Genomic DNA, 19,946 nt, shown 5'->3' with positions numbered 1-19,946 from the left:
TGGCTTACAGCACCTCTGGCGCGAGCGAGATGATCTTCATGAAGCGCTTGTCACGCAGCTCCCGGCCGACCGGGCCGAAGATGCGGGTCCCGCGCGGTTCCCCGTCATCCTTGATCAGGACGGCGGCGTTCTCGTCGAACTTGATGTACGACCCGTCGGGACGGCGGCGCTCCTTGGCGGAACGAACGACGACGGCGCGAACGACGTCACCCTTCTTCACACCGGCACCGGGGATCGCGTCCTTGACGGTACCGACGAACAGGTCGCCGATACCCGCGTAACGACGGCCCGAACCACCGAGAACCCGGATGCACAGCACTTCGCGCGCACCCGTGTTGTCGGCGACCCGCAGCCGCGACTCTTGCTGAATCACGTCGCGATCTCCTTACTTGGCCTTCTCGAGGATCTCGACGATCCGCCAGCGCTTCGTCTTGGACAGCGGCCGGGTCTCCATGATCTGCACCCGGTCCCCGATGCCGCACTCGTTCTCTTCGTCGTGCGCCTTGTACTTCTTCGTACGACGCAGGACCTTGCCGTAGAGCGGGTGCTTGACCCGGTCCTCGACCTCGACCACCGCGGTCTTGTTCATCTTGTCGCTGACGACAAGGCCCTCGCGGACCTTGCGGCTCGTCGCGCGCTCTTGAGTGCTCATAATGAGGCCACCTCCGTCGTCGGCGCGGCGGACAGACCCAGTTCGCGCTCACGCATGATCGTGTAGATCCGGGCGATGTCACGACGGACGGTCTTCAAGTGCCGGTTGTTGTCCAGCTGCCCCGTCGCGGACTGCACCCGCAGGTTGAAAAGTTCTTCCTTGCTGTCCCGCAACCGGGTGCGCAGCTCGTCGTCGGAGAGCTCACGCAGCTCGGCGGCTTCGATACCGGCGGCCATCAGACCTCACCCACTTCACGTGTGACGATGCGGCACTTCATCGGGAGCTTGTGGATGGCGCGGCGCATCGCTTCCCGCGCGATCGTCTCGTTGGGAAACGACAGCTCGAACATCACGCGGCCGGGCTTCACGTTGGCCACCCACCACTCGGGGGAACCCTTACCGGAACCCATCCGGGTCTCGGCGGGCTTCTTCGTCAGCGCCTGGTCGGGGAAGATGTTGATCCACACCTTGCCGCCACGCTTGATGTGACGGGTCATGGCGATACGCGCCGACTCGATCTGCCGGTTGGTGACGTAGGCCGGTTCCAGAGCCTGGATACCGAACTCGCCGAACGTCACGCGGGTGCCGCCCTTGGCCCGCCCACGCCGCTTGGGGTGGTGCGGTTTACGGAAGCCCTTCGGGGGCTTACGTGGCATAAGCATTCTGCTCAGCCCTCCTGACCAGTGTTCGCGGCGGCGTTAGTCGAGGCCGCACGCCCTGCTTCGGTACCGGTGCCGATGGTGCCCGAGGCGCCCGAGCGCACCCGGCCACGACGCTCACCGCGGCCGCCGCGGTCATCGCGACGGCGCTGCACGTTGTCCTGCGACGACCGGGCCTGGGCCCGTTCCTCGTCGCGGTAGATCCACACCTTCACACCGATGCGGCCGAACGACGTGCGGGCCTCGAACAGGCCGTAGTCGATGTTGGCGCGCAGCGTGTGCAGCGGGACCTGACCTTCGAGGTAGAACTCGGAGCGCGACATCTCGGCGCCACCGAGGCGGCCCGAGCAGGCGACCTTGATGCCCTTGACGGTCGGGTTGCGCAGCGCCGACTGGATCGACTTGCGCATCGCGCGACGGAAGTTCACCCGGCTGGCCAGCTGCTCGGCGATGGCCTGGGCCACCAGCTGAGCGTTGGACTCGGGGTTCTTCACCTCGATGATGTTGAACTGGACCTGCTTGCCGGTCAGTTTCTCCAGCCGGGTACGCAGCCGGTCCGCCTCGGCGCCCTTGCGGCCGATGACGATGCCCGGGCGGGCGGTGTGGATGTCGACGCGGACCCGGTCACGGGTGCGCTCGATGTCGACCTCGGCGATGCCCGCGCGCTCCATGCCCTGCGACATGAGTTTGCGGATCTTCACGTCCTCACCGACGTACTCGGCGTAGCTCTTGTCCGCGTACCAGCGCGACGTCCAGCCGGAGCTGATGCCGAGCCGGTACCCGTGTGGGTGAATCTTTTGACCCATTACTCGGTCTCCTTCTCGGCGGTGTCGGTGGACGTGGGCTCAGCCGCAGCGGGCTTGGTGCTCTTGGAGGCACTGCGCTTCGGGCGACGGATCGTGCCCGAGGGCTGCTCGGACGCCTGCACGCTCTCCAGGACCACGGTGATGTGGCTGGTGCGCTTGCGGATCCGGTAGGCCCGCCCGTGGGCGCGCGGCCGGTACCGCTTCATCGTCGGTCCCTCGTCCACGAAGGCCTCGGAGACCAGCAGCGACTCGCGGTCGAGCTTCTCGTTGTTCTCGGCGTTGGCGATCGCGGAGGCGATCACCTTGTACACCGGTTCGCTTGCCGCCTGCGGGGCGAACTGGAGCACCGTCAGCGCCTCGTCCGCGGGCAGGCCACGAACCAGGTTGACGACGCGGCGTGCCTTCATGGGCGAGACGCGCACGTACCGCGCCACCGCCCGGGCACTCGGGGCCAGAGTGGCCTCGTTGCTTGCCATCGTTTGTCCTATCTCGTTACCCGCGGCTTAACGCCTACGGCTCTTACGGTCGTCTTTGTCATGGCTGCGGAAGGTCCGGGTGAGCGCGAACTCGCCCAGCTTGTGGCCGACCATGTTCTCGGAGATGAACACCGGGACGTGCTTGCGTCCGTCGTGCACCGCGATCGTGAGGCCGATCATCTCCGGAGTGATGGTGGATCGCCGCGACCAGGTCTTGATGACGTTGCGGCTCTTCGACTCGACGGCCTTCTCGACCTTCTTCAGAAGGTGGTCGTCGACGAACGGACCCTTTTTCAAACTGCGTGGCATATCGATTAACTCCGCTTCCGGTTGGCGTAACGGCGCCGGACGATCAGCCGATCGCTGGCCTTGCCCTTGCTGCGTGTCCGGCCCTCCGGCTTACCCTGCGGGTTAACCGGGTGACGGCCACCGGAGGTCTTACCCTCACCACCACCGTGCGGGTGGTCGACCGGGTTCATGACCACACCACGCACCGTGGGACGACGTCCCTTCCAGCGCATGCGGCCGGCCTTGCCCCAGTTGATGTTCGACTGCTCGGCGTTGCCGACCTCGCCAACCGTGGCGCGGCAACGGACCTCGACCAGCCGGATCTCGCCGGAGGGCATACGCAGGTGCGCGTACTTGCCTTCCCGGGCCAGCAGCTGGATACCGGAACCGGCCGAGCGGGCCAGTTTGGCGCCGCCGCCGGGACGCAGCTCCACGGCGTGCACGATGGTGCCCACCGGGATGTTGCGCAGCGGCAGGTTGTTGCCGGGCTTGATGTCGGCGTGCGGCCCGTTCTCGATCCGGGCGCCCTGGACCAGGTCCTTGGGGCACAGGATGTACCGCTTCTCGCCGTCGGCGAAGTGCAGCAGCGCGATCCGCGCGGTCCGGTTCGGGTCGTACTCGATGTGCGCGACCTTGGCGGGGATGCCGTCCTTGTCGTGGCGACGGAAGTCGATCAGCCGGTAGGCGCGCTTGTGGCCACCGCCGCGGTGCCGCGTGGTGATCTTGCCGCGCGAGTTACGGCCGCCGGACTTGGTCAGCGGGCGAAGCAGCGACTTCTCCGGGGTGTTGCGAGTGACCTCGGCGAAGTCGGCGCCGCTGGAACCGCGACGTCCAGGCGTCGTCGGCTTGTGTTTGCGAATACCCATTAGTTCCTAATCCCGTCTACCGCTAAGAGACCGAGCCGCCGAAGATCTCGCTCAGCCGGGCGGCGTCGCCGTCGACAGTCACGATCGCGTGCTTGACGTCCTTGCGCTTGCCCCAGCCCTGACGGGTGCGGCGGCGCTTGCCGTCACGGTTCAGCGTGTTCACGCTGGTCACCTTGACGCCGAAGATTTCCTGCACGGCGAGCTTGATGTGCGATTTGTTCGCGTCCTTGCGGACCTCGAAGGTGTACTTGTTCAGCTCGAGAAGGCCGTAGCTCTTCTCGGAGATGACCGGCTTGATGATCACATCGCGCGGGTCGGGAATGCTGACCGTACTCATGCCGCGGCCTCCTGCTTCTCGCCGGTCCGGGCCGCGACGAAGTCATCGAAGGCGGCCTTGGAGAACACCAGCGCGTCGTTGACGAGCACGTCGTAGGTGTTCAGCTGGTCGTGGAACAGCAGGTGCACGTTCGGGTCGTTGCGCAGGCTCTTCCAGGTGAGCTCGTCCTCGCGGTCGAGCACCATCAGGACCTTCTTGGCCTCCGTCGTCGCGCGCAGCGCCTTCAGAGCGTCCTTGGTCTTGGGAGTGTCGCCGTCGAGCAGCCCGGTGACCACGTGCACGACCTCGCTGGCCGCCCGGTCCGAAAGCGCGCTCGCCAGGGCGGCGGCCTTCATCTTCTTGGGCGTGCGCTGCGAGTAGTCACGCGGCTGCGGGCCGTGGACGGTGCCACCGCCGGCGAACTGCGGCGCCCGGGTCGAACCCTGACGGGCGCGGCCGGTGCCCTTCTGGCGGTACGGCTTGGCGCCGCCGCCGGAGACCGCACCGCGGGTCTTGGTGGCGTGGGTGCCCTGGCGCTTGGCCGCGAGCTGCGCGGTGACCACCTGGTGCATCAGGTGGATGTTCACCTCGCGCTCGAACAGCTCGGCCGGGAGCGTGACGGTGCCGGTCTTCTTACCGGTCGCGTCGGTGACGTTGACCTCGAGGCTCATTTCGCACCACCTTTGGCCGCGACCTTGACGGCGCCGCGCACGAGGACCAGACCGCCGGTCGGTCCGGGCAGCGCGCCCTTGATCAGCAGCAGGTTGTTGTCGGCGTCCACAGCGTGGATCTTCAGGTTCTGCACGGTGTGCCGCACGCCGCCCATCCGGCCGGCCATCCGCATGCCCTTGAACACCCGGCCCGGGGTGGCGCAGCCACCGATGGAGCCCGGCGAACGGTGCTTGCGCTGCACGCCGTGTCCGGCGCCCAGACCACCGAAGCCGTGCCGCTTCATGACACCGGCGTAGCCCTTGCCCTTGGTCTTGCCGGTCACGTCGACCAGCCCGCCGGTCTCGAAGCGGTCGACGGTGATCTCGTCACCGGCCGAGTATTCGGTCGCGTCCGTGGTGCGCAGTTCGACGACGTGGCGGCGCGGAGCCACCTCGGCCTTCGCGAAGTGGCCGCTGAGCGGCTTGTTGACCTTGCGCGGGTCGATCTGGCCGAACGCGAGCTGGACCGCGGAGTATCCGTCGGTGTCCGGGGTGCGGACCTGCGTGACGACGCAAGGTCCGGCCTGTACCACGGTCACCGGGACGACGCGGTTGTTTTCGTCCCAGACCTGGGTCATACCGAGTTTGGTACCCAGGATCCCGTTGACTTGCCTGTCCATTTCGTGGAATCCCTACAGCTTGATCTCGATGTCGACACCGGCCGGGAGGTCGAGCCGCATCAGCGAGTCAACCGTCTTGGGCGTCGGGTCGAGGATGTCTATGAGGCGCTTGTGTGTGCGCATCTCAAAGTGCTCGCGCGAGTCCTTGTACTTGTGCGGCGACCGGATCACGCAGAAGCGGTTGAGTTCGGTCGGCAGCGGCACAGGGCCTGCGATGTTGGCGCCGGTACGGGTCACCGTCTCGACGATCTTGCGGGCCGAGGAGTCCACGACATCGTGGTCGTAGGCCTTAAGCCGAATGCGGATCTTCTGTCCCGCCATGTTTCCTTCTACTCTCAATCCCACTGATTTGCCGGGTCGGACGGCTGGTTGAGCCGTGCCCCGCTGTCGGGCGTGTCGCGGCCTGCGGCCAGCCTCATCCCACGAAAACTGATCGGGATTGGGCTTTGGCGCCAAGGCCGGGCGTGGGTGGGGGGCGGTCCTAACCGTGCGTGAGCACAGCACAGACCGACCCCCACGTACGCAACCTGTTCATTATGCCGGACGGATTTTCACTCCCCAAGTCGGGGGTGGGTATCCGGCACGTGAACCTCGTTACCGATGGTGCTGGTTACTTCAGGATCTTGGTGACCCGGCCGGAACCGACGGTACGACCACCCTCGCGGATGGCGAACAGCAGGCCCTCCTCCATGGCGATGGGCTGGATCAGCTCAACCGTCATGGTGGTGTTGTCGCCGGGCATGACCATCTCGGTGCCCTCGGGGAGGGTGACGACGCCGGTCACGTCGGTGGTCCGGAAGTAGAACTGCGGACGGTAGTTCGAGAAGAACGGCTTGTGCCGTCCACCCTCGTCCTTGGACAGGACGTAGACCTGGCCCTCGAACTCGGTGTGCGGGGTCGTGGTGCCCGGCTTGATGACGACCATGCCGCGCTCGACCTCGTCACGCTTGGTACCGCGCAGCAGCAGGCCGACGTTCTCACCCGCACGCGCGTCATCGAGCACCTTGCGGAACATCTCGATGGCGGTGACCTTGGTGGAGATCTTGGTTTCCTTGATGCCGACGATGTCGACTTCCTCGTTCGGCAGCAGCACACCGCGCTCCACACGACCGGTGACCACGGTACCGCGGCCGGTGATCGTGAAGACGTCCTCGACGGGCATCAGGAACGGCTTGTCGGTCTGACGCTCCGGCTCCGGGATCGCCTCGTCGACGGCGTTCATGAGCTCGGCGACCGCGTTGCCCCACTGCTCGTCGCCCTCGAGGGCCTTGAGTGCGGAGACCTTGACGACCGGCAGGTCGTCACCCGGGAACGAGTTGTCGGACAGAAGTTCACGAACTTCCATCTCGACCAGTTCCATGATCTCCTCGTCGTCCACCATGTCGGCCTTGTTCAGGGCGACAACGATGTACGGAACACCGACCTGGCGGGCCAGCAGCACGTGCTCACGGGTCTGCGGCATGGGGCCGTCAGTCGCCGACACGACCAGGATCGCACCGTCCATCTGGGCGGCACCGGTGATCATGTTCTTGATGTAGTCGGCGTGCCCCGGGCAGTCGACGTGTGCGTAGTGCCGCGTCTCAGTCTGGTACTCAACGTGCGAGATCGAGATCGTGATACCGCGCTGCTTCTCTTCCGGCGCGTTGTCGATCTCGTCGAACGGCTTGTACGGGTTGAGGTCGGGGAACTTGTCGTGCAGGACCTTGGTGATAGCCGCCGTCAGCGTCGTCTTCCCGTGGTCGATGTGACCAATGGTGCCGATGTTGACGTGTGGCTTGGTCCGCTCGAACTTCTCCTTCGCCACTTTTTCGTCCTCCTGTGGACTGTTGGTTCGTACGTCGATTTCCTAGGTACAGACCCTTCCGAGGCGGCGAAGCCTCGGAGGGGCTGCGGGTATGCGGTACTACTCGCCGGTGGCCTTGGCGATGATCTCCTTGGCCACGTTTGCCGGAACTTCGGCGTACGAGTCGAACTGCATGGAGTAGCTCGCCCGGCCCTGGGTCTTCGACCGCAGGTCGCCGACGTAGCCGAACATTTCGCTGAGCGGAACCAGTGCGTTGACGACGCGAGCGGTTCCCCGCTCACCCATCTCCTGCACCAGACCACGGCGAGAGTTGATGTCGCCGATGACATCACCCATGGAGTCCTCCGGGGTGGTGACCTCGACGGCCATCATCGGTTCGAGGAGAGTCGGGCCGGCCTTCTTACAGGCCTCCTTCATCACCATGGAACCGGCGATCTTGAAGGCCATCTCCGAAGAGTCGACCTCGTGGTACTGACCGTCCGTGAGTTCCAACTTCACACCGACCATCGGGTAACCGGCCAGCACTCCGTACTGCATGGAGTCCTGCGCACCGGCGTCCACCGAAGGGATGTACTCCTTCGGGATGCGTCCACCCGTGATCTTGTTGACGAACTCGTAGGTCGGGTTGTCGGCGCCCATCGGGATGGGCTCGACGCTGACGATGACCCGCGCGAACTGCCCGGACCCACCGGTCTGCTTCTTGTGCAGGTACTCGACCTTCTCGACCCGCTTGGTGATGGTCTCGCGGTACGACACCTGCGGCTTGCCGATGTTGGCCTCGACGTTGAACTCCCGCTTCATGCGGTCCACCAGGATGTCCAGGTGGAGCTCGCCCATACCCGAGATCACCGTCTGAGCGGTGTCCTCGTCGGTGTGGACGCGGAACGTCGGGTCCTCTTCGGCCAGCCGCTGGATCGCGGTCGAGAGCTTGTCCTGGTCGGCCTTCGACTTCGGCTCGATGGCCATGTCGATGACCGGCTCCGGGAAGACCATGGACTCCAGGATCACCGGCTTGCTCGAGTCACACAGCGTGTCACCGGTGGTGGTCTGCTTCAGACCCTGCACGGCGATGATGTCACCGGCCTCGGCGAAGGTGCGCTCCTCGCGCTTGTTCGCGTGCAGCTGGTAGATCTTGCCGATGCGCTCCTTGCGGTCCTTGGTCGAGTTGATGACCTGGTTGCCGGTCTCGATCCGTCCGGAGTAGATCCGGGCATAGGTGAGCTTGCCCAGGTGCTTGTCCGTCTGGATCTTGAACGCCAGCGCGCTGAACGGCGCGGTCGGGTCGGCCGGACGCTCGTCCGGAGTCTCACCGTCCATCTTGGTGCCCTGGATCGGCGGGACGTCCAGCGGCGACGGCATGTAGTCGACCACCGCGTCGAGCAGGGGCTGAACACCCTTGTTCTTGAACGCGGTACCACACAGCACCGGGTTGATCGAGTTGTCGATCGTGCCCTTGCGGATGGCGGCCTTGATCTCCTCGACCGTCAGTTCCTCACCCTCGAGGAACTTCTCGGCGAAGTCGTCGTCGATGTCGGCCAGGGTCTCCAGCAGCTTCTCGCGGTACTCGGCGGCCTGGTCGGCCATCTCGGCGGGGATCTCCTCGGTGGAGTACTCCTCACCCAGTTTCGTCTCGCCGCGCCACACCTTGGCGTTCATCTCCACCAGGTCGACGACGCCGATGAAGTCGGACTCGTTGCCGATCGGCAGCTGGATGACGGCCGTGTTGGAACCCAGCCGCTCCTGCATCATGTCGACACAGCGGAAGAAGTTGGCACCGGTGCGGTCGAGCTTGTTGACGAAGCACATCCGCGGGACCTTGTACTTGTCCGCCTGCCGCCACACGTTCTCGGTCTGCGGCTCGACGCCGGCGACACCGTCGTAGACGGCCACCGATCCGTCGAGCACCCGCAGGCTGCGCTCCACCTCGACGGTGAAGTCGACGTGCCCGGGGGTGTCGATGATCTGGATGGTGTGGCCGTCCCACTCACACTTGGTCGCCGCCGAGGTGATGGTGATGCCGCGTTCCTGCTCCTGCTCCATCCAGTCCATCGTGGCGGCGCCGTCGTGGACCTCACCGATCTTGTACGTGATACCGGTGTAGAACAGGATGCGCTCGGTCGTCGTCGTCTTACCGGCATCGATGTGCGCCATGATGCCGATGTTGCGCAGCTTCGCGAGGGCGTTGTTGGCCTTGGCCACGGTCTTTTCCTGATTCTCTCGTTGCTTGGTCGCTGGGTCCGTTTACCAGCGGTAGTGCGCAAAGGCGCGGTTGGCTTCAGCCATCTTGTGGGTGTCCTCGCGGCGCTTGACCGCGGCACCCAGGCCGTTGCTGGCGTCCAGGATCTCGTTCATGAGCCGCTCGATCATGGTCTTCTCGCGGCGGGCGCGGCTGTAGTCGACCAGCCAGCGCAGTCCCAGCGTGGTGGCGCGGCTGGGCCGCACGTCCACCGGGACCTGGTAGGTCGCGCCACCGACACGGCGGCTGCGGACCTCGAGGGTCGGCTTGACGTTGTCGAGCGCGCGCTTGAGGGTGACCACCGGGTCGGTCTCGGTCTTGGCGCGGGTGCCTTCGAGGGCACTGTAGACAATGCGCTCGGCGAGCTGGCGCTTGCCGCGCACCAGCACCTTGTTGATGAGCTGGGTGACCAGCATGGAGTTGTAGACCGGGTCGGCGGTCAGCTGGCGGCGCGGAGCGGGGCCTTTACGTGGCATTACTTCTTCTCCTTCTTCGCGCCGTACTTGCTGCGGGCCTGCTTGCGGTCCCGGACACCCTGGGTGTCCAGCGATCCACGGACGATCTTGTAACGGACACCGGGGAGGTCCTTCACCCGGCCGCCACGCACGAGCACGATCGAGTGCTCCTGCAGGTTGTGGCCGACACCGGGGATGTAGGCGGTGACCTCGAAGCCGCTCATGAGCCGGACACGCGCGACCTTGCGCAGCGCGGAGTTCGGCTTCTTCGGGGTGGTGGTGTACACGCGGGTGCACACACCACGGCGCTGGGGACTGCCCTTCAGCGCGGGTGTCTTGTTCTTACTGACCTTGTCCTTGCGGCCCTTGCGGACCAGCTGTTGGATCGTTGGCACCGGGTTATTACTCCCTTTTCGGACGGACTCCGCCGCCCGATTCGTCTTGTATGGTCGATGGCTTCACCGGCGTGACGCCACACGTGTTTCTCCGCCCCCCGCGCTCGGGCGTGTCGGCCAGAGCGCGACCTTTTCGCGGAAGAATCCGCGATCGGGTGGATGGGGACTTCTAGCTTTTTCGGCGCGCCTCCCCGTGGCGGCGAACCCGCGAGGGCAACGCCGGTGACGATTATCAAGGATCGTCACTGCGGGCAACACACCGGCCCAGGCCGGAGCCCAGGCACAAGGGGAAAGCTTACCCACCATAGCCGCAGTAGTCAACGCGATTCCCACCGGTATTTCGAGTAGTGCCCGAACTCACCGACGGTGATTCGGCCTGACCCCTCGACACCGGTGTCCTCGCCTGGCCAACGTGCGCACACGGGCAGGTACACCGCCGAACACCTTACACCGGTGCCCCGGCGCGGTCGTCGGCAGGTCAGCCGCTCAACGCCACGGTGACCAGCAACAACATGAACAACAGCACCAGGATCGCGGCACCACCGCAGGCGAGCCCGGCGATGGCCATGCCCTTGCCCCGGTACTCGCCGCCACCCCGCCTGATCTGCCGCAACGCCACCGCGGCCAACAGCCCGGCGGTGCTGATGAAGAACACGGCCAGCACCGTGGCGGCCACGGGCACCATGACACTGCCGAACATCCCGGTGCAGCCGACGGAGAACGCCACCAGGATCGCGGCGATCCCGGCGATCATGCTCCCCGCGGCCGGACCAGCCACAATGGTCCCCAACTGCGGCAGCGCCAGCTGGAAGTGCCCACTGCCGGGGGCCTCGGCATAGCGAGTGGGATACCCGTAGGCCGAACCGGCGGGCGGGCGCGACACCGGCGGCATGGGAATCGGCATCGAACCGCCGGTCACCGGGGCGTCGACGGGCGAGTCGGCCTCGGCCTTCGCGGCCTCCTCGGCGGCCGCCGCGTCGGCGGCCCCGGACGGGGACTCCCCCGGCGGCGTCATCTCCACCGGGGGCTCGGCGTCGGCGGGCGCGTCCCCGGCGTCGGACACGGCCGGGGCCTCGGCGGGCTGCGGCGTCACGTCGGAGGTCGGTTCGGCGACCGGCTCGGCAGCGGCATGCGGCACGTCGTCCGACGCCACCTCCGACTCACCCTCGGCCGTCGGCTCGGCCACCGCCGGGGCGGTCTCGGGCGGCGGTGTCACGTCGGCGGCCGGTGCTGCCGGAGCCTGCGGCAGGTCGTCGGCGGGCGTCGGCTCGGTGGCCTGAAGCGACGGCCGCGCCACCGGCGACTCGGGCGCGGGCCGGTCCTGCGGCGGCGGCGTCGATCCGGGAGCCGATGTCGGCTCGGAAGCCGAAGGCTGGCCGGGAGCGGCCGGGTCGGGCCGGGCCGGGGAGGTGGGGGTGCGGTCGTCGGGTTGCTGTGTCGTCATCGTTCCTCGTCAGCTCACGCTCTGGACGGTCTCGCGGAATACCCACCAGGTGAAGAGGGTCAGGATCGCCAGGCCGGTGATGCCGAAGGCGAGGAAGGCGTTCTTGCGGGCGCGGCGGTTGCGGGCCGCGCCGAGCAGGAAGCCCTCGGAGGCGGCGATGTCCGCGTCGGCCTGGGCGCTCAGCCGCAGGGTGATGATCGCGGGGATGACGCCGCCCAAAAACGGGGCCGTGGCCAGCGCCAGCACGCTCAGGGCGTAGGCGGCGGCCGCCTTGGTGGACGGCACCGGCTCCGGGTCGCGCGGGTGCCGGGCCGAGCGCGCGGCGGCGTCGGTCTGCGACAAGCTCATGTACGCCATTATGTCCGCCCCGAAGTGGGTACGACGTGGGGCCGCGAGTTCGCACTCGCGGCCCCAGCGGTTGGTCACGCCCGGATAAGCCCAGTGGGCTGATCAGGCTCCTAGAACTGTCCGATGTCGAAGTCGTCCAGCGGGACGGCGTTGGACGACGGGGCGCCGAAGCCGAACGCGGGCACCGGGTCCTCGTAGCCACCCATGGAGTACACGCGGGACTTCGCCTCCTCGGTGGGCTCGACCCGGACGTTGCGGTACTTGCTGATGCCGGTACCCGCCGGGATGAGCTTTCCGATGATGACGTTCTCCTTCAGACCGATGAGGGAGTCCGACTTGGCGTTGATCGCCGCGTCGGTCAGCACCTTGGTGGTCTCCTGGAAGGAGGCCGCGCTCAGCCACGAGTCGGTGGCCAGCGACGCCTTGGTGATACCCATCAGCTGCGGACGGCCGGAGGCCGGCTCGCCGCCCTCGGCCACGATGCGACGGTTCTCGCCCTCGAAGACCACCCGGTCGACCAGCGAGCCGGGCAGGAACTCCGTCGTGCCCGAGTCGATGATCGTGACCCGCTTGAGCATCTGGCGGACGATGATCTCGATGTGCTTGTCGTGGATGAGCACGCCCTGCGAGCGGTACACGTCCTGCACCTGGTCCACCAGGTGCGACTGCACCTGACGCGGACCCAGCACCCGCAACAGCTCGTGCGGGTCGATGGTGCCCTCGGTGAGCTTCTCGCCGACGCCGATGTGGTCGCCGTCGTGGGCCCGCAGCCGGGTCCGGCGGGACAGCTTGTCCAGCACGATCTCGTCGGTGCCGTCGTCCGGCGTGATGATGATCTTGCGGGACTTGTCGGCGTCCTCGATGCGCACGGTGCCGGCCGCCTCGGCGATCGGCGCCTTCCCCTTGGGGATACGCGCTTCGAAGATCTCCTGGACACGCGGCAGACCCTGCGTGATGTCGTCCCCGGCCACACCACCGGTGTGGAAGGTACGCATCGTCAGCTGGGTACCGGGCTCACCGATGGACTGGGCCGCGATGATGCCGACGGCCTCGCCCATGTCGACCTTCTGACCGGTCGGCATCGAGCGGCCGTAGCAGGCGGCACAGACGCCCAGCTGCGACTCACAGGTCAGGACGCTGCGGACCCGCACCTCCTTGACACCGGCCGCCACCAGGATGTCGACGATCGGCTGGGTCAGGTCGACGCCCTCGGCCGCCAGCAGCTTGCCCTTGGCGTCCTTGAGGTCCTCGGCCAGCGTGCGCGCGTACACCGAGGTCTCGGCGTTCTCGTGCGCGACCCACTGCCCGTCCACCTCGGTGGCCAGCGGGATCCGAACGGCGCGTTCGGTCTCGCAGTCCTCCTCGCGGACGATGACGTCCTGCGAGACGTCCACCAGACGACGGGTCAGGTAACCGGAGTCCGCGGTACGCAGCGCCGTGTCGGCCAGACCCTTTCGGGAACCGTGGGTGGAGATGAAGTACTCCAGCACCGTCAGGCCCTCGCGGTAGGAGGACTTGATGGGGCGCGGGATGATCTCACCCTTCGGGTTGGCCACCAGGCCACGGATCGCGGCGATCTGCCGCAGCTGCAGCATGTTGCCTCGCGCGCCGGAGTTGATCATCTGCCACAGCGGGTTCTCCTGCGGCAGGTCGGTGTCCATCTCCTTGGCGATCTCGTTGGTCGCCTTGGTCCAGATCTCGATCAGCTCGCCGCGGCGTTCCTCGGCGGTCATCAGACCGCGCTGGTACTGCTTCTCGATCCGGTCGGCGTCCTTCTCGTGCCGCTCCAGGATGGCCGCCTTGGCCTTGGGCCCGACGACGTCGGCGTAGCCGATCGTGATGCCCGACCAGGTGGCCCAGTGGAAACCGGCCGCCTTCAACGCGTCCAGGGACGCGCCCAGCTGCACCTTGGTGTAGCGCTCGGCCAGGTCGTTGACGATCTCCGACAGCTGGCCCTTGCGGACCTCGTAGTTGACGAAGCGGTAGTCGGTCGGCAGCGCCTCGTTGAAGATGACCCGTCCCAGGGTCGTCTGCACGGTGAGCGCGGCGGTCGACTCGGCGTCCTCGACCGGCTCGGGGCCGTTGCCGGTGTCGATGGACGGAACGCCCTCGACCCGGATCGCCACCGGCGCCTGCAGGTGCAGTTCGCCGCGGTCGTAGGCCATCATCGCCTCCGACACCGAGGAGAACGCCCGGCCTTCGCCCGGCAGTCCCTCGCGACGGTGGGTCAGGTGGTACAGACCGATGATCATGTCCTGCGTGGGCATGGTGACCGGACGGCCGTCGGACGGCTTGAGGATGTTGTTGGCCGACAGCATCAGGATCCGCGCCTCGGCCTGCGACTCGGTGGACAGCGGCACGTGGACCGCCATCTGGTCACCGTCGAAGTCGGCGTTGAACGCGGTGCACACCAGCGGGTGGATCTGGATGGCCTTGCCCTCGACCAGTTGCGGTTCGAAGGCCTGGATGCCCAGCCGGTGCAGGGTCGGCGCGCGGTTCAGCAGCACCGGGTGCTCGGTGATGACCTCTTCCAGGACGTCCCACACCGCGGGGCGGGCCCGCTCCACCATCCGCTTGGCGGACTTGATGTTCTGGGCGTGGTTGAGGTCGACCAGCCGCTTCATGACGAAGGGCTTGAACAGCTCCAGCGCCATCTGCTTGGGCAGGCCGCACTGGTGCAGCTTCAGCTGCGGGCCGACCACGATGACCGAACGGCCGGAGTAGTCGACGCGCTTGCCCAGCAGGTTCTGACGGAACCGGCCCTGCTTGCCCTTCAGCATGTCGGACAGCGACTTCAGCGGGCGGTTACCCGGTCCGGTGACCGGGCGGCCGCGACGGCCGTTGTCGAACAGGGCGTCCACCGACTCCTGCAGCATCCGCTTCTCGTTGGCGACGATGATCTCGGGCGCGCCCAGGTCGATCAGTCGCTTGAGCCGGTTGTTGCGGTTGATGACCCGGCGGTACAGGTCGTTGAGGTCGGAGGTGGCGAAGCGGCCACCGTCCAGCTGCACCATCGGGCGCAGCTCCGGCGGGATCACCGGGACGCAGTCCAGGACCATGCCCATCGGGTTGGAGCCGCTGGTCGCGAACGGGGCCACGACCTTCAGTCGCTTCAGGGCGCGGATCTTCTTCTGACCCTTGCCGTTGGCGATGATGTCGCGCAGGTTCTCCAGCTCGGCGGTGAGGTCGAGGTTGGCCAGCAGTTCCTTGACGGCCTCGGCGCCCATGGAACCGGTGAAGTACTCCCCGAACCGGTCGTGCAGCTCGCGGAACAGCATCTCGTCACCGATGAGCTGCTTGGGCTCCAGCTTGCGGAAGGTGTCGATGACCTCTTCCAGGCGGTCGATCTCACGCTGCGCCTTGTCACGGATCTGGCGCATCTCGCGCTCGCCGCCGTCCTTGACCTTGCGGCGGACGTCGGCCTTGGCGCCTTCGGCCTCCAGCTCGGCCAGGTCGGCCTCCAGCTTGGCGGCGCGCTTCTCGACTTCGGCGTCGCGGCCGTTCTCCATCTGCCGCTTCTCGGCGGCGATCTCGTTCTCCAGGGTCGCCAGGTCGCGGTGCCGGGCCTCGGAGTCCACCGACGTGATCACGTAGGCGGCGAAGTAGATGATCTTCTCGAGGTCCTTGGGCGCGATGTCCAGCAGGTAGCCCAGCCGGGAGGGAACGCCCTTGAAGTACCAGATGTGGGTGACCGCGGCGGCCAGCTCGATGTGGCCCATGCGCTCACGACGCACCTTGGAACGGGTCACCTCGACGCCGCAGCGCTCACAGATGATGCCCTTGAACCGGATGCGCTTGTACTTGCCGCAGTAGCACTCCCAGTCGCGGGTCGGCCCGAAGATCTTCTCGCAGAACAGGCCGTCCTTTTCCGGCTTCAGGGTCCGGTAGTTGATGGTCTCGGGCTTCTTGACCTCGCCGTGGGACCACTGGCGGATGTCCTCGGCGGTCGCCAGGCCGATGCGCAGTTCGTCGAAGAAGTTGACGTCAAGCACTTAACTTTTCCCCTTGCAGTGAACTCGATGTAGGGATTCCCATTGATGCCTTTGTGGATGTGGGCTCCCGCAGCGGTGAAACCGCGGGAGCCGTGCCTTACGCTCCTTCGAGATCGACGCTGCTCGGCTCGTGCCGGGACAGGTCGATGCCGAGTTCTTCGGCGGCGCGGAACACCTCGTCGTCACTGTCGCGCAGCTCGACGGCGGTACCGTCACTCGACAGCACCTCCACGTTGAGGCACAGCGACTGCAGTTCCTTGAGCAGCACCTTGAACGACTCCGGGATCCCCGGCTCGGGAATGTTCTCGCCCTTGACGACGGCTTCGTACACCTTGACGCGGCCGAGGATGTCGTCGGACTTGATGGTCAGCAACTCCTGCAACGCGTAGGACGCGCCGTAGGCCTGCATGGCCCAGCACTCCATCTCGCCGAACCGCTGTCCACCGAACTGCGCCTTACCACCGAGCGGCTGCTGGGTGATCATCGAGTACGGGCCGGTCGAACGGGCGTGGATCTTGTCGTCGACCAGGTGGTTCAGTTTCAGGATGTACATGTAGCCCACCGAGATCGGGCCCGGGAACGGCTCGCCGGTGCGGCCGTCGAACAGCTTGGCCTTGCCGTCGGTGCCGACCATGCGGTCGCCGTCCCGGTTGGGACGGGCCGACTCCAGCAGCCCGGTGATCTCTTCGAGGTGGACGCCGTCGAACACCGGGGTGGCCACCGTCGAGTCCGGCGGAGCCTCCTCGGCGCCGATGGCCTTCAGTGATTTCTGCCAGCCCTCGGCGTCGCCCGCCAGCTGCCACCCGGACTTGGCGATCCAGCCCAGGTGCAGTTCCAGTACCTGACCGATGTTCATTCGGCCGGGCACACCCAGCGGGTTGAGGACGACGTCGACGGGGGTGCCGTCCGGCAGGAACGGCATGTCCTCGGCGGGCACGATCTTGGAGATCACGCCCTTGTTGCCGTGACGACCGGCCAGCTTGTCACCGTCGGAGATCTTGCGCTTCTGGGCGATGTACACCCGCACCAGCTCGTTGACGCCGGGCGACAGTTCGTCGCCGTCGTCGCGGCTGAAGGTGCGCACACCGATGACGGTTCCGCTCTCGCCGTGCGGCACCTTCAGGGAGGTGTCGCGGACCTCGCGGGCCTTCTCACCGAAGATGGCGCGCAGCAGCCGCTCCTCCGGGGTCAGCTCGGTCTCACCCTTGGGGGTGACCTTGCCGACCAGGATGTCGCCGTCGCGGACCTCGGCGCCGATGCGGATGATGCCGCGCTCGTCGAGGTCGGACAGCATCTCCTCGGAGACGTTCGGGATCTCCCGGGTGATCTCCTCCGGACCCAGCTTGGTGTCGCGGGCGTCGACCTCGTGCTCGTCGATGTGGATGGACGTCAGGACGTCCTCCTGGACCAGCCGCGAGGACAGGATGATCGCGTCCTCGTAGTTCTGGCCCTCCCACGGCATGAACGCCACCAGCAGGTTCTTGCCCAGCGCCATCTCGCCCTTGTCGGTGCACGGCCCGTCGGCCATGACCTGTCCGGCCTCGACCCGGTCGCCCTCGTTGATGACGGGGATCTGGTTGACGCAGGTGCCCGCGTTGGAGCGGTGGAACTTGTGCAGCAGGTAGGTGCGGCGGAAGCCGTCGTCCTGGTGCACGGTGATGTAGTCGGCGCACACGTCCTCGGCGACACCGGCGACCTCGTTGACCACCACGTCACCGGCGTCGACGGCGGCACGGTACTCCATGCCGGTGCCGACGAACGGCGACTGGGTCTTGATCAGCGGGACGGCCTGACGCTGCATGTTGGCGCCCATCAGGGCGCGGTTGGCGTCGTCGTGCTCCAGGAACGGCACCATGGCGGTGGCCACGGAGGTCATCTGGCGCGGCGAGACGTCCATGTAGTCGACGGCGTCGTGCCCGACGAGTTCCATCTCGCCGCCCTTGCGACGCACCAGGATCCGCTCCTCGGCGAAGGTGCCGTCATCGTTGAGCTTCGTGTTCGCCTGCGCGATGACGCAGCGGTCCTCCTCGTCAGCGGTCAGGTACTTCACGTCGTCGGTGACCCGGCCGTTGTCGATCCTGCGGTACGGGGTCTCGATGAAACCGAAGGGGTTGACCCGGGCGAATGCCGCCAGGGCGCCGATGAGGCCGATGTTCGGGCCTTCCGGCGTCTCGATCGGACACATCCGGCCGTAGTGCGACGGGTGGACGTCTCGGACTTCCATGGCGGCGCGGTCGCGGGACAGACCACCCGGGCCCAGAGCGTTCAGGCGGCGGCGGTGGGTCAGACCCGCGATCGGGTTGACCTGGTCCATGAACTGCGACAGCTGCGAGGTGCCGAAGAACTCCCGGATCGCGGCCACGACGGGACGGATGTTGATCAGGGTCTGCGGCGTGATCGCCTCGACGTCCTGGGTCGTCATCCGCTCCCGGACCACACGCTCCATACGGGACAGACCGACCCGAACCTGGTTCTGGATCAGTTCGCCCACGGTGCGGATGCGCCGGTTGCCGAAGTGGTCGATGTCGTCGCGGTCGTAACCGTCCTCGCCGTTCTGCAGCCGGCACAGGTACTCGATGATCGAGACCAGGTCGGCCTCGGTGAGCACGCCGGTGCTGATCGGCGTCGACAGCCCGAACTTCTTGTTGACCTGGTAGCGCCCCACCTTGGCCAGGTCGTAGCGCTTCGGGTTGAAGAACAGGTTGTCCAGCAGGGTCTCGGCGTTCTCCTTCGTGGGGGGCTCGCCGGGACGCAGTTTGCGGTAGATGTCGAGCAGCGCCTCGTCCTGGCTGCCGACGTGGTCCTTCTCCAGCGTGGCCATCATGATCTCGGACCAGCCGAAGCGTTCCCGGATCTGGTCGTTGGTCCAGCCGATGGCCTTCAACAGCACGGTGACGGCCTGGCGGCGCTTGCGGTCGATGCGCACGCCCGCGGTCTCGCGCTTGTCGATGTCGAACTCCAGCCAGGCGCCCCGGCCGGGGATGACCTTGACGCTGGACAGGTCGCGGTCACTGGTCTTGTCGGGCTGCTTGTCGAAGTAGACGCCCGGCGAACGCACCAGCTGCGAGACGACGACCCGCTCGGTGCCGTTGATGATGAAGGTGCCCTTGGGCGTCATCATCGGGAAGTCGCCCATGAACACCGTCTGCGACTTGATCTCGCCGGTGTTGTGGTTGATGAACTCCGCGGTCACGAACAACGGAGCGCAGTAGGTGAGGTCCTTCTCCTTGCACTCCTCGATGGGAGCCTTCACCTCGTCGAAGCGAGGGTTGGAGAAGGAAAGGGACATGGTTCCCGAAAAGTCCTCGATCGGGCTGATCTCTTCGAGAATGTCGTCCAGCCCACAGGTCGCCCCCGCTTCGGTACGGGCACGGTAGGCATCGTTGCCCACCAGCCAGTCGAAGGAGTCGGTCTGCAGGGCAAGCAGGTTGGGAACCTCAAGATGTTCGGTGATGCGCCCGAACGAGATTCGGTTGGGAGCGAGCGCGCTCTGGTTGCTGGTCTTCGCAGGGCGGGAAGCTGCCAAGATTCGTCCTTCCGAGGACCTGTGTTGCGACGGCCGATTTGGTGAAACCCGCGCCGGTCTTCACCACCCGAACGCATGATCGATACCATCTGAGTGGAGGCTAAAGCCCTGCGTGAGGACAGACAACCCCGTCACAGACTGCGGTCATGCTGAAGAGGGCGCGAGAAGGCAGCGCAAACTAGCAGTGTAGCCGAAGGCCCATGCTGCGTCAACCCGCCCCTGAATTTTTTGTCGGACCCTTCCGGTATGCGCGAAAACCGGTGACGATCCGTTGTGCCGCCTGCCAAACAGGATGCCTGAGAGGAAGTCACATCGTCAAGACTTCCGGCGAAACTAGGCACACCAGGAGTCACA

General features: G+C 66.3%; 20 protein-coding genes. All 20 read right to left on the bottom strand.

The genetic code is table 11. From position 1 onward, the window contains the following. Window positions 1-4 precede the first annotated feature (4 nt). The 20 genes from rplN to rpoB all read right to left on the bottom strand — a co-directional run bounded on the left by rplN (window position 5) and on the right by rpoB (window position 19,592). Window positions 5-373 (bottom strand): 50S ribosomal protein L14, encoded by a 369-nt coding sequence (gene rplN, locus SNAS_RS05910; protein WP_013016476.1) that lies wholly within the window; start codon window positions 371-373, stop codon window positions 5-7. 12 nt (window positions 374-385) lie between these two features. Continuing rightward, the gene (rpsQ, locus tag SNAS_RS05905; protein WP_013016475.1) at window positions 386-652 is read right to left on the bottom strand and encodes a 30S ribosomal protein S17; all 267 of its coding nucleotides are present in this window, start codon (window positions 650-652) and stop codon (window positions 386-388) included. After that, the gene (gene rpmC, locus SNAS_RS05900; protein ID WP_013016474.1) at window positions 649-888 is read right to left on the bottom strand and encodes a 50S ribosomal protein L29; all 240 of its coding nucleotides are present in this window, start codon (window positions 886-888) and stop codon (window positions 649-651) included. Before rpmC ends, rpsQ begins: the two co-directional genes overlap by 4 nt. Next, window positions 888-1,313, bottom strand: coding sequence for a 50S ribosomal protein L16 (rplP, locus tag SNAS_RS05895; RefSeq protein ID WP_013016473.1), 426 nt, complete (start codon window positions 1,311-1,313; stop codon window positions 888-890). The genes rpmC and rplP overlap by 1 nt, the downstream gene beginning before the upstream one ends. 5 nt (window positions 1,314-1,318) lie before the next feature. Continuing rightward, on the bottom strand, window positions 1,319-2,116 hold the full coding sequence (rpsC, locus tag SNAS_RS05890; protein ID WP_013016472.1) for a 30S ribosomal protein S3: 798 nt from the start codon (window positions 2,114-2,116) through the stop codon (window positions 1,319-1,321). Beyond that, window positions 2,116-2,592, bottom strand: a complete 477-nt coding sequence (gene rplV, locus SNAS_RS05885; protein ID WP_013016471.1) for a 50S ribosomal protein L22 — start codon at window positions 2,590-2,592, stop codon at window positions 2,116-2,118. Before rplV ends, rpsC begins: the two co-directional genes overlap by 1 nt. A 27-nt stretch (window positions 2,593-2,619) precedes the next feature. Then, on the bottom strand, window positions 2,620-2,901 hold the full coding sequence (gene rpsS / locus SNAS_RS05880; protein WP_013016470.1) for a 30S ribosomal protein S19: 282 nt from the start codon (window positions 2,899-2,901) through the stop codon (window positions 2,620-2,622). A 5-nt stretch (window positions 2,902-2,906) separates the two neighbouring features. Beyond that, on the bottom strand, window positions 2,907-3,746 hold the full coding sequence (gene rplB, locus SNAS_RS05875; protein ID WP_013016469.1) for a 50S ribosomal protein L2: 840 nt from the start codon (window positions 3,744-3,746) through the stop codon (window positions 2,907-2,909). A 22-nt stretch (window positions 3,747-3,768) separates the two neighbouring features. Further along, window positions 3,769-4,083, bottom strand: a complete 315-nt coding sequence (gene rplW / locus SNAS_RS05870) for a 50S ribosomal protein L23 (protein WP_013016468.1) — start codon at window positions 4,081-4,083, stop codon at window positions 3,769-3,771. Continuing rightward, the gene (gene rplD, locus SNAS_RS05865) at window positions 4,080-4,733 is read right to left on the bottom strand and encodes a 50S ribosomal protein L4 (RefSeq protein WP_013016467.1); all 654 of its coding nucleotides are present in this window, start codon (window positions 4,731-4,733) and stop codon (window positions 4,080-4,082) included. Before rplD ends, rplW begins: the two co-directional genes overlap by 4 nt. Continuing rightward, on the bottom strand, window positions 4,730-5,392 hold the full coding sequence (gene rplC, locus SNAS_RS05860) for a 50S ribosomal protein L3 (protein WP_013016466.1): 663 nt from the start codon (window positions 5,390-5,392) through the stop codon (window positions 4,730-4,732). The genes rplD and rplC overlap by 4 nt, the downstream gene beginning before the upstream one ends. Window positions 5,393-5,404: 12 nt before the next feature. Further along, window positions 5,405-5,713, bottom strand: coding sequence for a 30S ribosomal protein S10 (gene rpsJ / locus SNAS_RS05855; protein WP_013016465.1), 309 nt, complete (start codon window positions 5,711-5,713; stop codon window positions 5,405-5,407). A 289-nt stretch (window positions 5,714-6,002) separates the two neighbouring features. Then, complete coding sequence (tuf, locus tag SNAS_RS05850; RefSeq protein WP_013016464.1) at window positions 6,003-7,196, bottom strand: elongation factor Tu; 1,194 nt, start codon at window positions 7,194-7,196, stop codon at window positions 6,003-6,005. Between the two features lie 99 nt (window positions 7,197-7,295). Continuing rightward, entirely contained in the window at window positions 7,296-9,395 is a 2,100-nt protein-coding gene (gene fusA / locus SNAS_RS05845) for an elongation factor G (protein ID WP_013016463.1), read from the bottom strand. A 42-nt stretch (window positions 9,396-9,437) separates the two neighbouring features. Next, window positions 9,438-9,908 (bottom strand): 30S ribosomal protein S7, encoded by a 471-nt coding sequence (gene rpsG, locus SNAS_RS05840; RefSeq protein WP_013016462.1) that lies wholly within the window; start codon window positions 9,906-9,908, stop codon window positions 9,438-9,440. Next, window positions 9,908-10,282 (bottom strand): 30S ribosomal protein S12, encoded by a 375-nt coding sequence (gene rpsL, locus SNAS_RS05835; RefSeq protein WP_013016461.1) that lies wholly within the window; start codon window positions 10,280-10,282, stop codon window positions 9,908-9,910. Before rpsL ends, rpsG begins: the two co-directional genes overlap by 1 nt. A 478-nt stretch (window positions 10,283-10,760) precedes the next feature. Continuing rightward, complete coding sequence (locus tag SNAS_RS05830; protein ID WP_013016460.1) at window positions 10,761-11,726, bottom strand: DUF4190 domain-containing protein; 966 nt, start codon at window positions 11,724-11,726, stop codon at window positions 10,761-10,763. A gap of 9 nt (window positions 11,727-11,735) precedes the next feature. Continuing rightward, window positions 11,736-12,074: a hypothetical protein gene (locus SNAS_RS05825; RefSeq protein ID WP_144300408.1), complete on the bottom strand. Its 339-nt coding sequence runs from the start codon at window positions 12,072-12,074 to the stop codon at window positions 11,736-11,738. A 110-nt stretch (window positions 12,075-12,184) separates the two neighbouring features. Next, entirely contained in the window at window positions 12,185-16,066 is a 3,882-nt protein-coding gene (locus tag SNAS_RS05820; protein ID WP_013016458.1) for a DNA-directed RNA polymerase subunit beta', read from the bottom strand. Between the two features lie 97 nt (window positions 16,067-16,163). Then, window positions 16,164-19,592 carry a DNA-directed RNA polymerase subunit beta gene (rpoB, locus tag SNAS_RS05815; protein ID WP_013016457.1) on the bottom strand — a complete coding sequence of 1,143 codons (3,429 nt, stop codon included), beginning with the start codon at window positions 19,590-19,592 and terminating at the stop codon, window positions 16,164-16,166. Window positions 19,593-19,946 lie beyond the last annotated feature (354 nt).

This window comes from Stackebrandtia nassauensis DSM 44728, assembly GCF_000024545.1.
Lineage (GTDB): Bacteria > Actinomycetota > Actinomycetes > Mycobacteriales > Micromonosporaceae > Stackebrandtia > Stackebrandtia nassauensis.
The sequence above is the reverse complement of the archived record's forward strand: the minus strand, read 5'-3'. Positions and strand labels throughout refer to the sequence as shown.

What these genes read in the sequence shown, in the direction of transcription:
- rpsS (WP_013016470.1), bottom strand. Translation starts at nt 2,901, where the DNA reads ATGCCACGCAGTTTGAAAAAGGGTCCGTTCGTCGACGACCACCTTCTG.
- rpsJ (WP_013016465.1), bottom strand. Translation starts at nt 5,713, where the DNA reads ATGGCGGGACAGAAGATCCGCATTCGGCTTAAGGCCTACGACCACGAT.
- rplP (WP_013016473.1), bottom strand. Translation starts at nt 1,313, where the DNA reads ATGCTTATGCCACGTAAGCCCCCGAAGGGCTTCCGTAAACCGCACCAC.
- rpmC (WP_013016474.1), bottom strand. Translation starts at nt 888, where the DNA reads ATGGCCGCCGGTATCGAAGCCGCCGAGCTGCGTGAGCTCTCCGACGAC.
- SNAS_RS05825 (WP_144300408.1), bottom strand. Translation starts at nt 12,074, where the DNA reads ATGAGCTTGTCGCAGACCGACGCCGCCGCGCGCTCGGCCCGGCACCCG.
- rplW (WP_013016468.1), bottom strand. Translation starts at nt 4,083, where the DNA reads ATGAGTACGGTCAGCATTCCCGACCCGCGCGATGTGATCATCAAGCCG.
- rplC (WP_013016466.1), bottom strand. Translation starts at nt 5,392, where the DNA reads ATGGACAGGCAAGTCAACGGGATCCTGGGTACCAAACTCGGTATGACC.
- rpsQ (WP_013016475.1), bottom strand. Translation starts at nt 652, where the DNA reads ATGAGCACTCAAGAGCGCGCGACGAGCCGCAAGGTCCGCGAGGGCCTT.
- rplV (WP_013016471.1), bottom strand. Translation starts at nt 2,592, where the DNA reads ATGGCAAGCAACGAGGCCACTCTGGCCCCGAGTGCCCGGGCGGTGGCG.
- rplB (WP_013016469.1), bottom strand. Translation starts at nt 3,746, where the DNA reads ATGGGTATTCGCAAACACAAGCCGACGACGCCTGGACGTCGCGGTTCC.
- SNAS_RS05830 (WP_013016460.1), bottom strand. Translation starts at nt 11,726, where the DNA reads ATGACGACACAGCAACCCGACGACCGCACCCCCACCTCCCCGGCCCGG.
- rplD (WP_013016467.1), bottom strand. Translation starts at nt 4,733, where the DNA reads ATGAGCCTCGAGGTCAACGTCACCGACGCGACCGGTAAGAAGACCGGC.
- rpsG (WP_013016462.1), bottom strand. Translation starts at nt 9,908, where the DNA reads ATGCCACGTAAAGGCCCCGCTCCGCGCCGCCAGCTGACCGCCGACCCG.
- rpsC (WP_013016472.1), bottom strand. Translation starts at nt 2,116, where the DNA reads ATGGGTCAAAAGATTCACCCACACGGGTACCGGCTCGGCATCAGCTCC.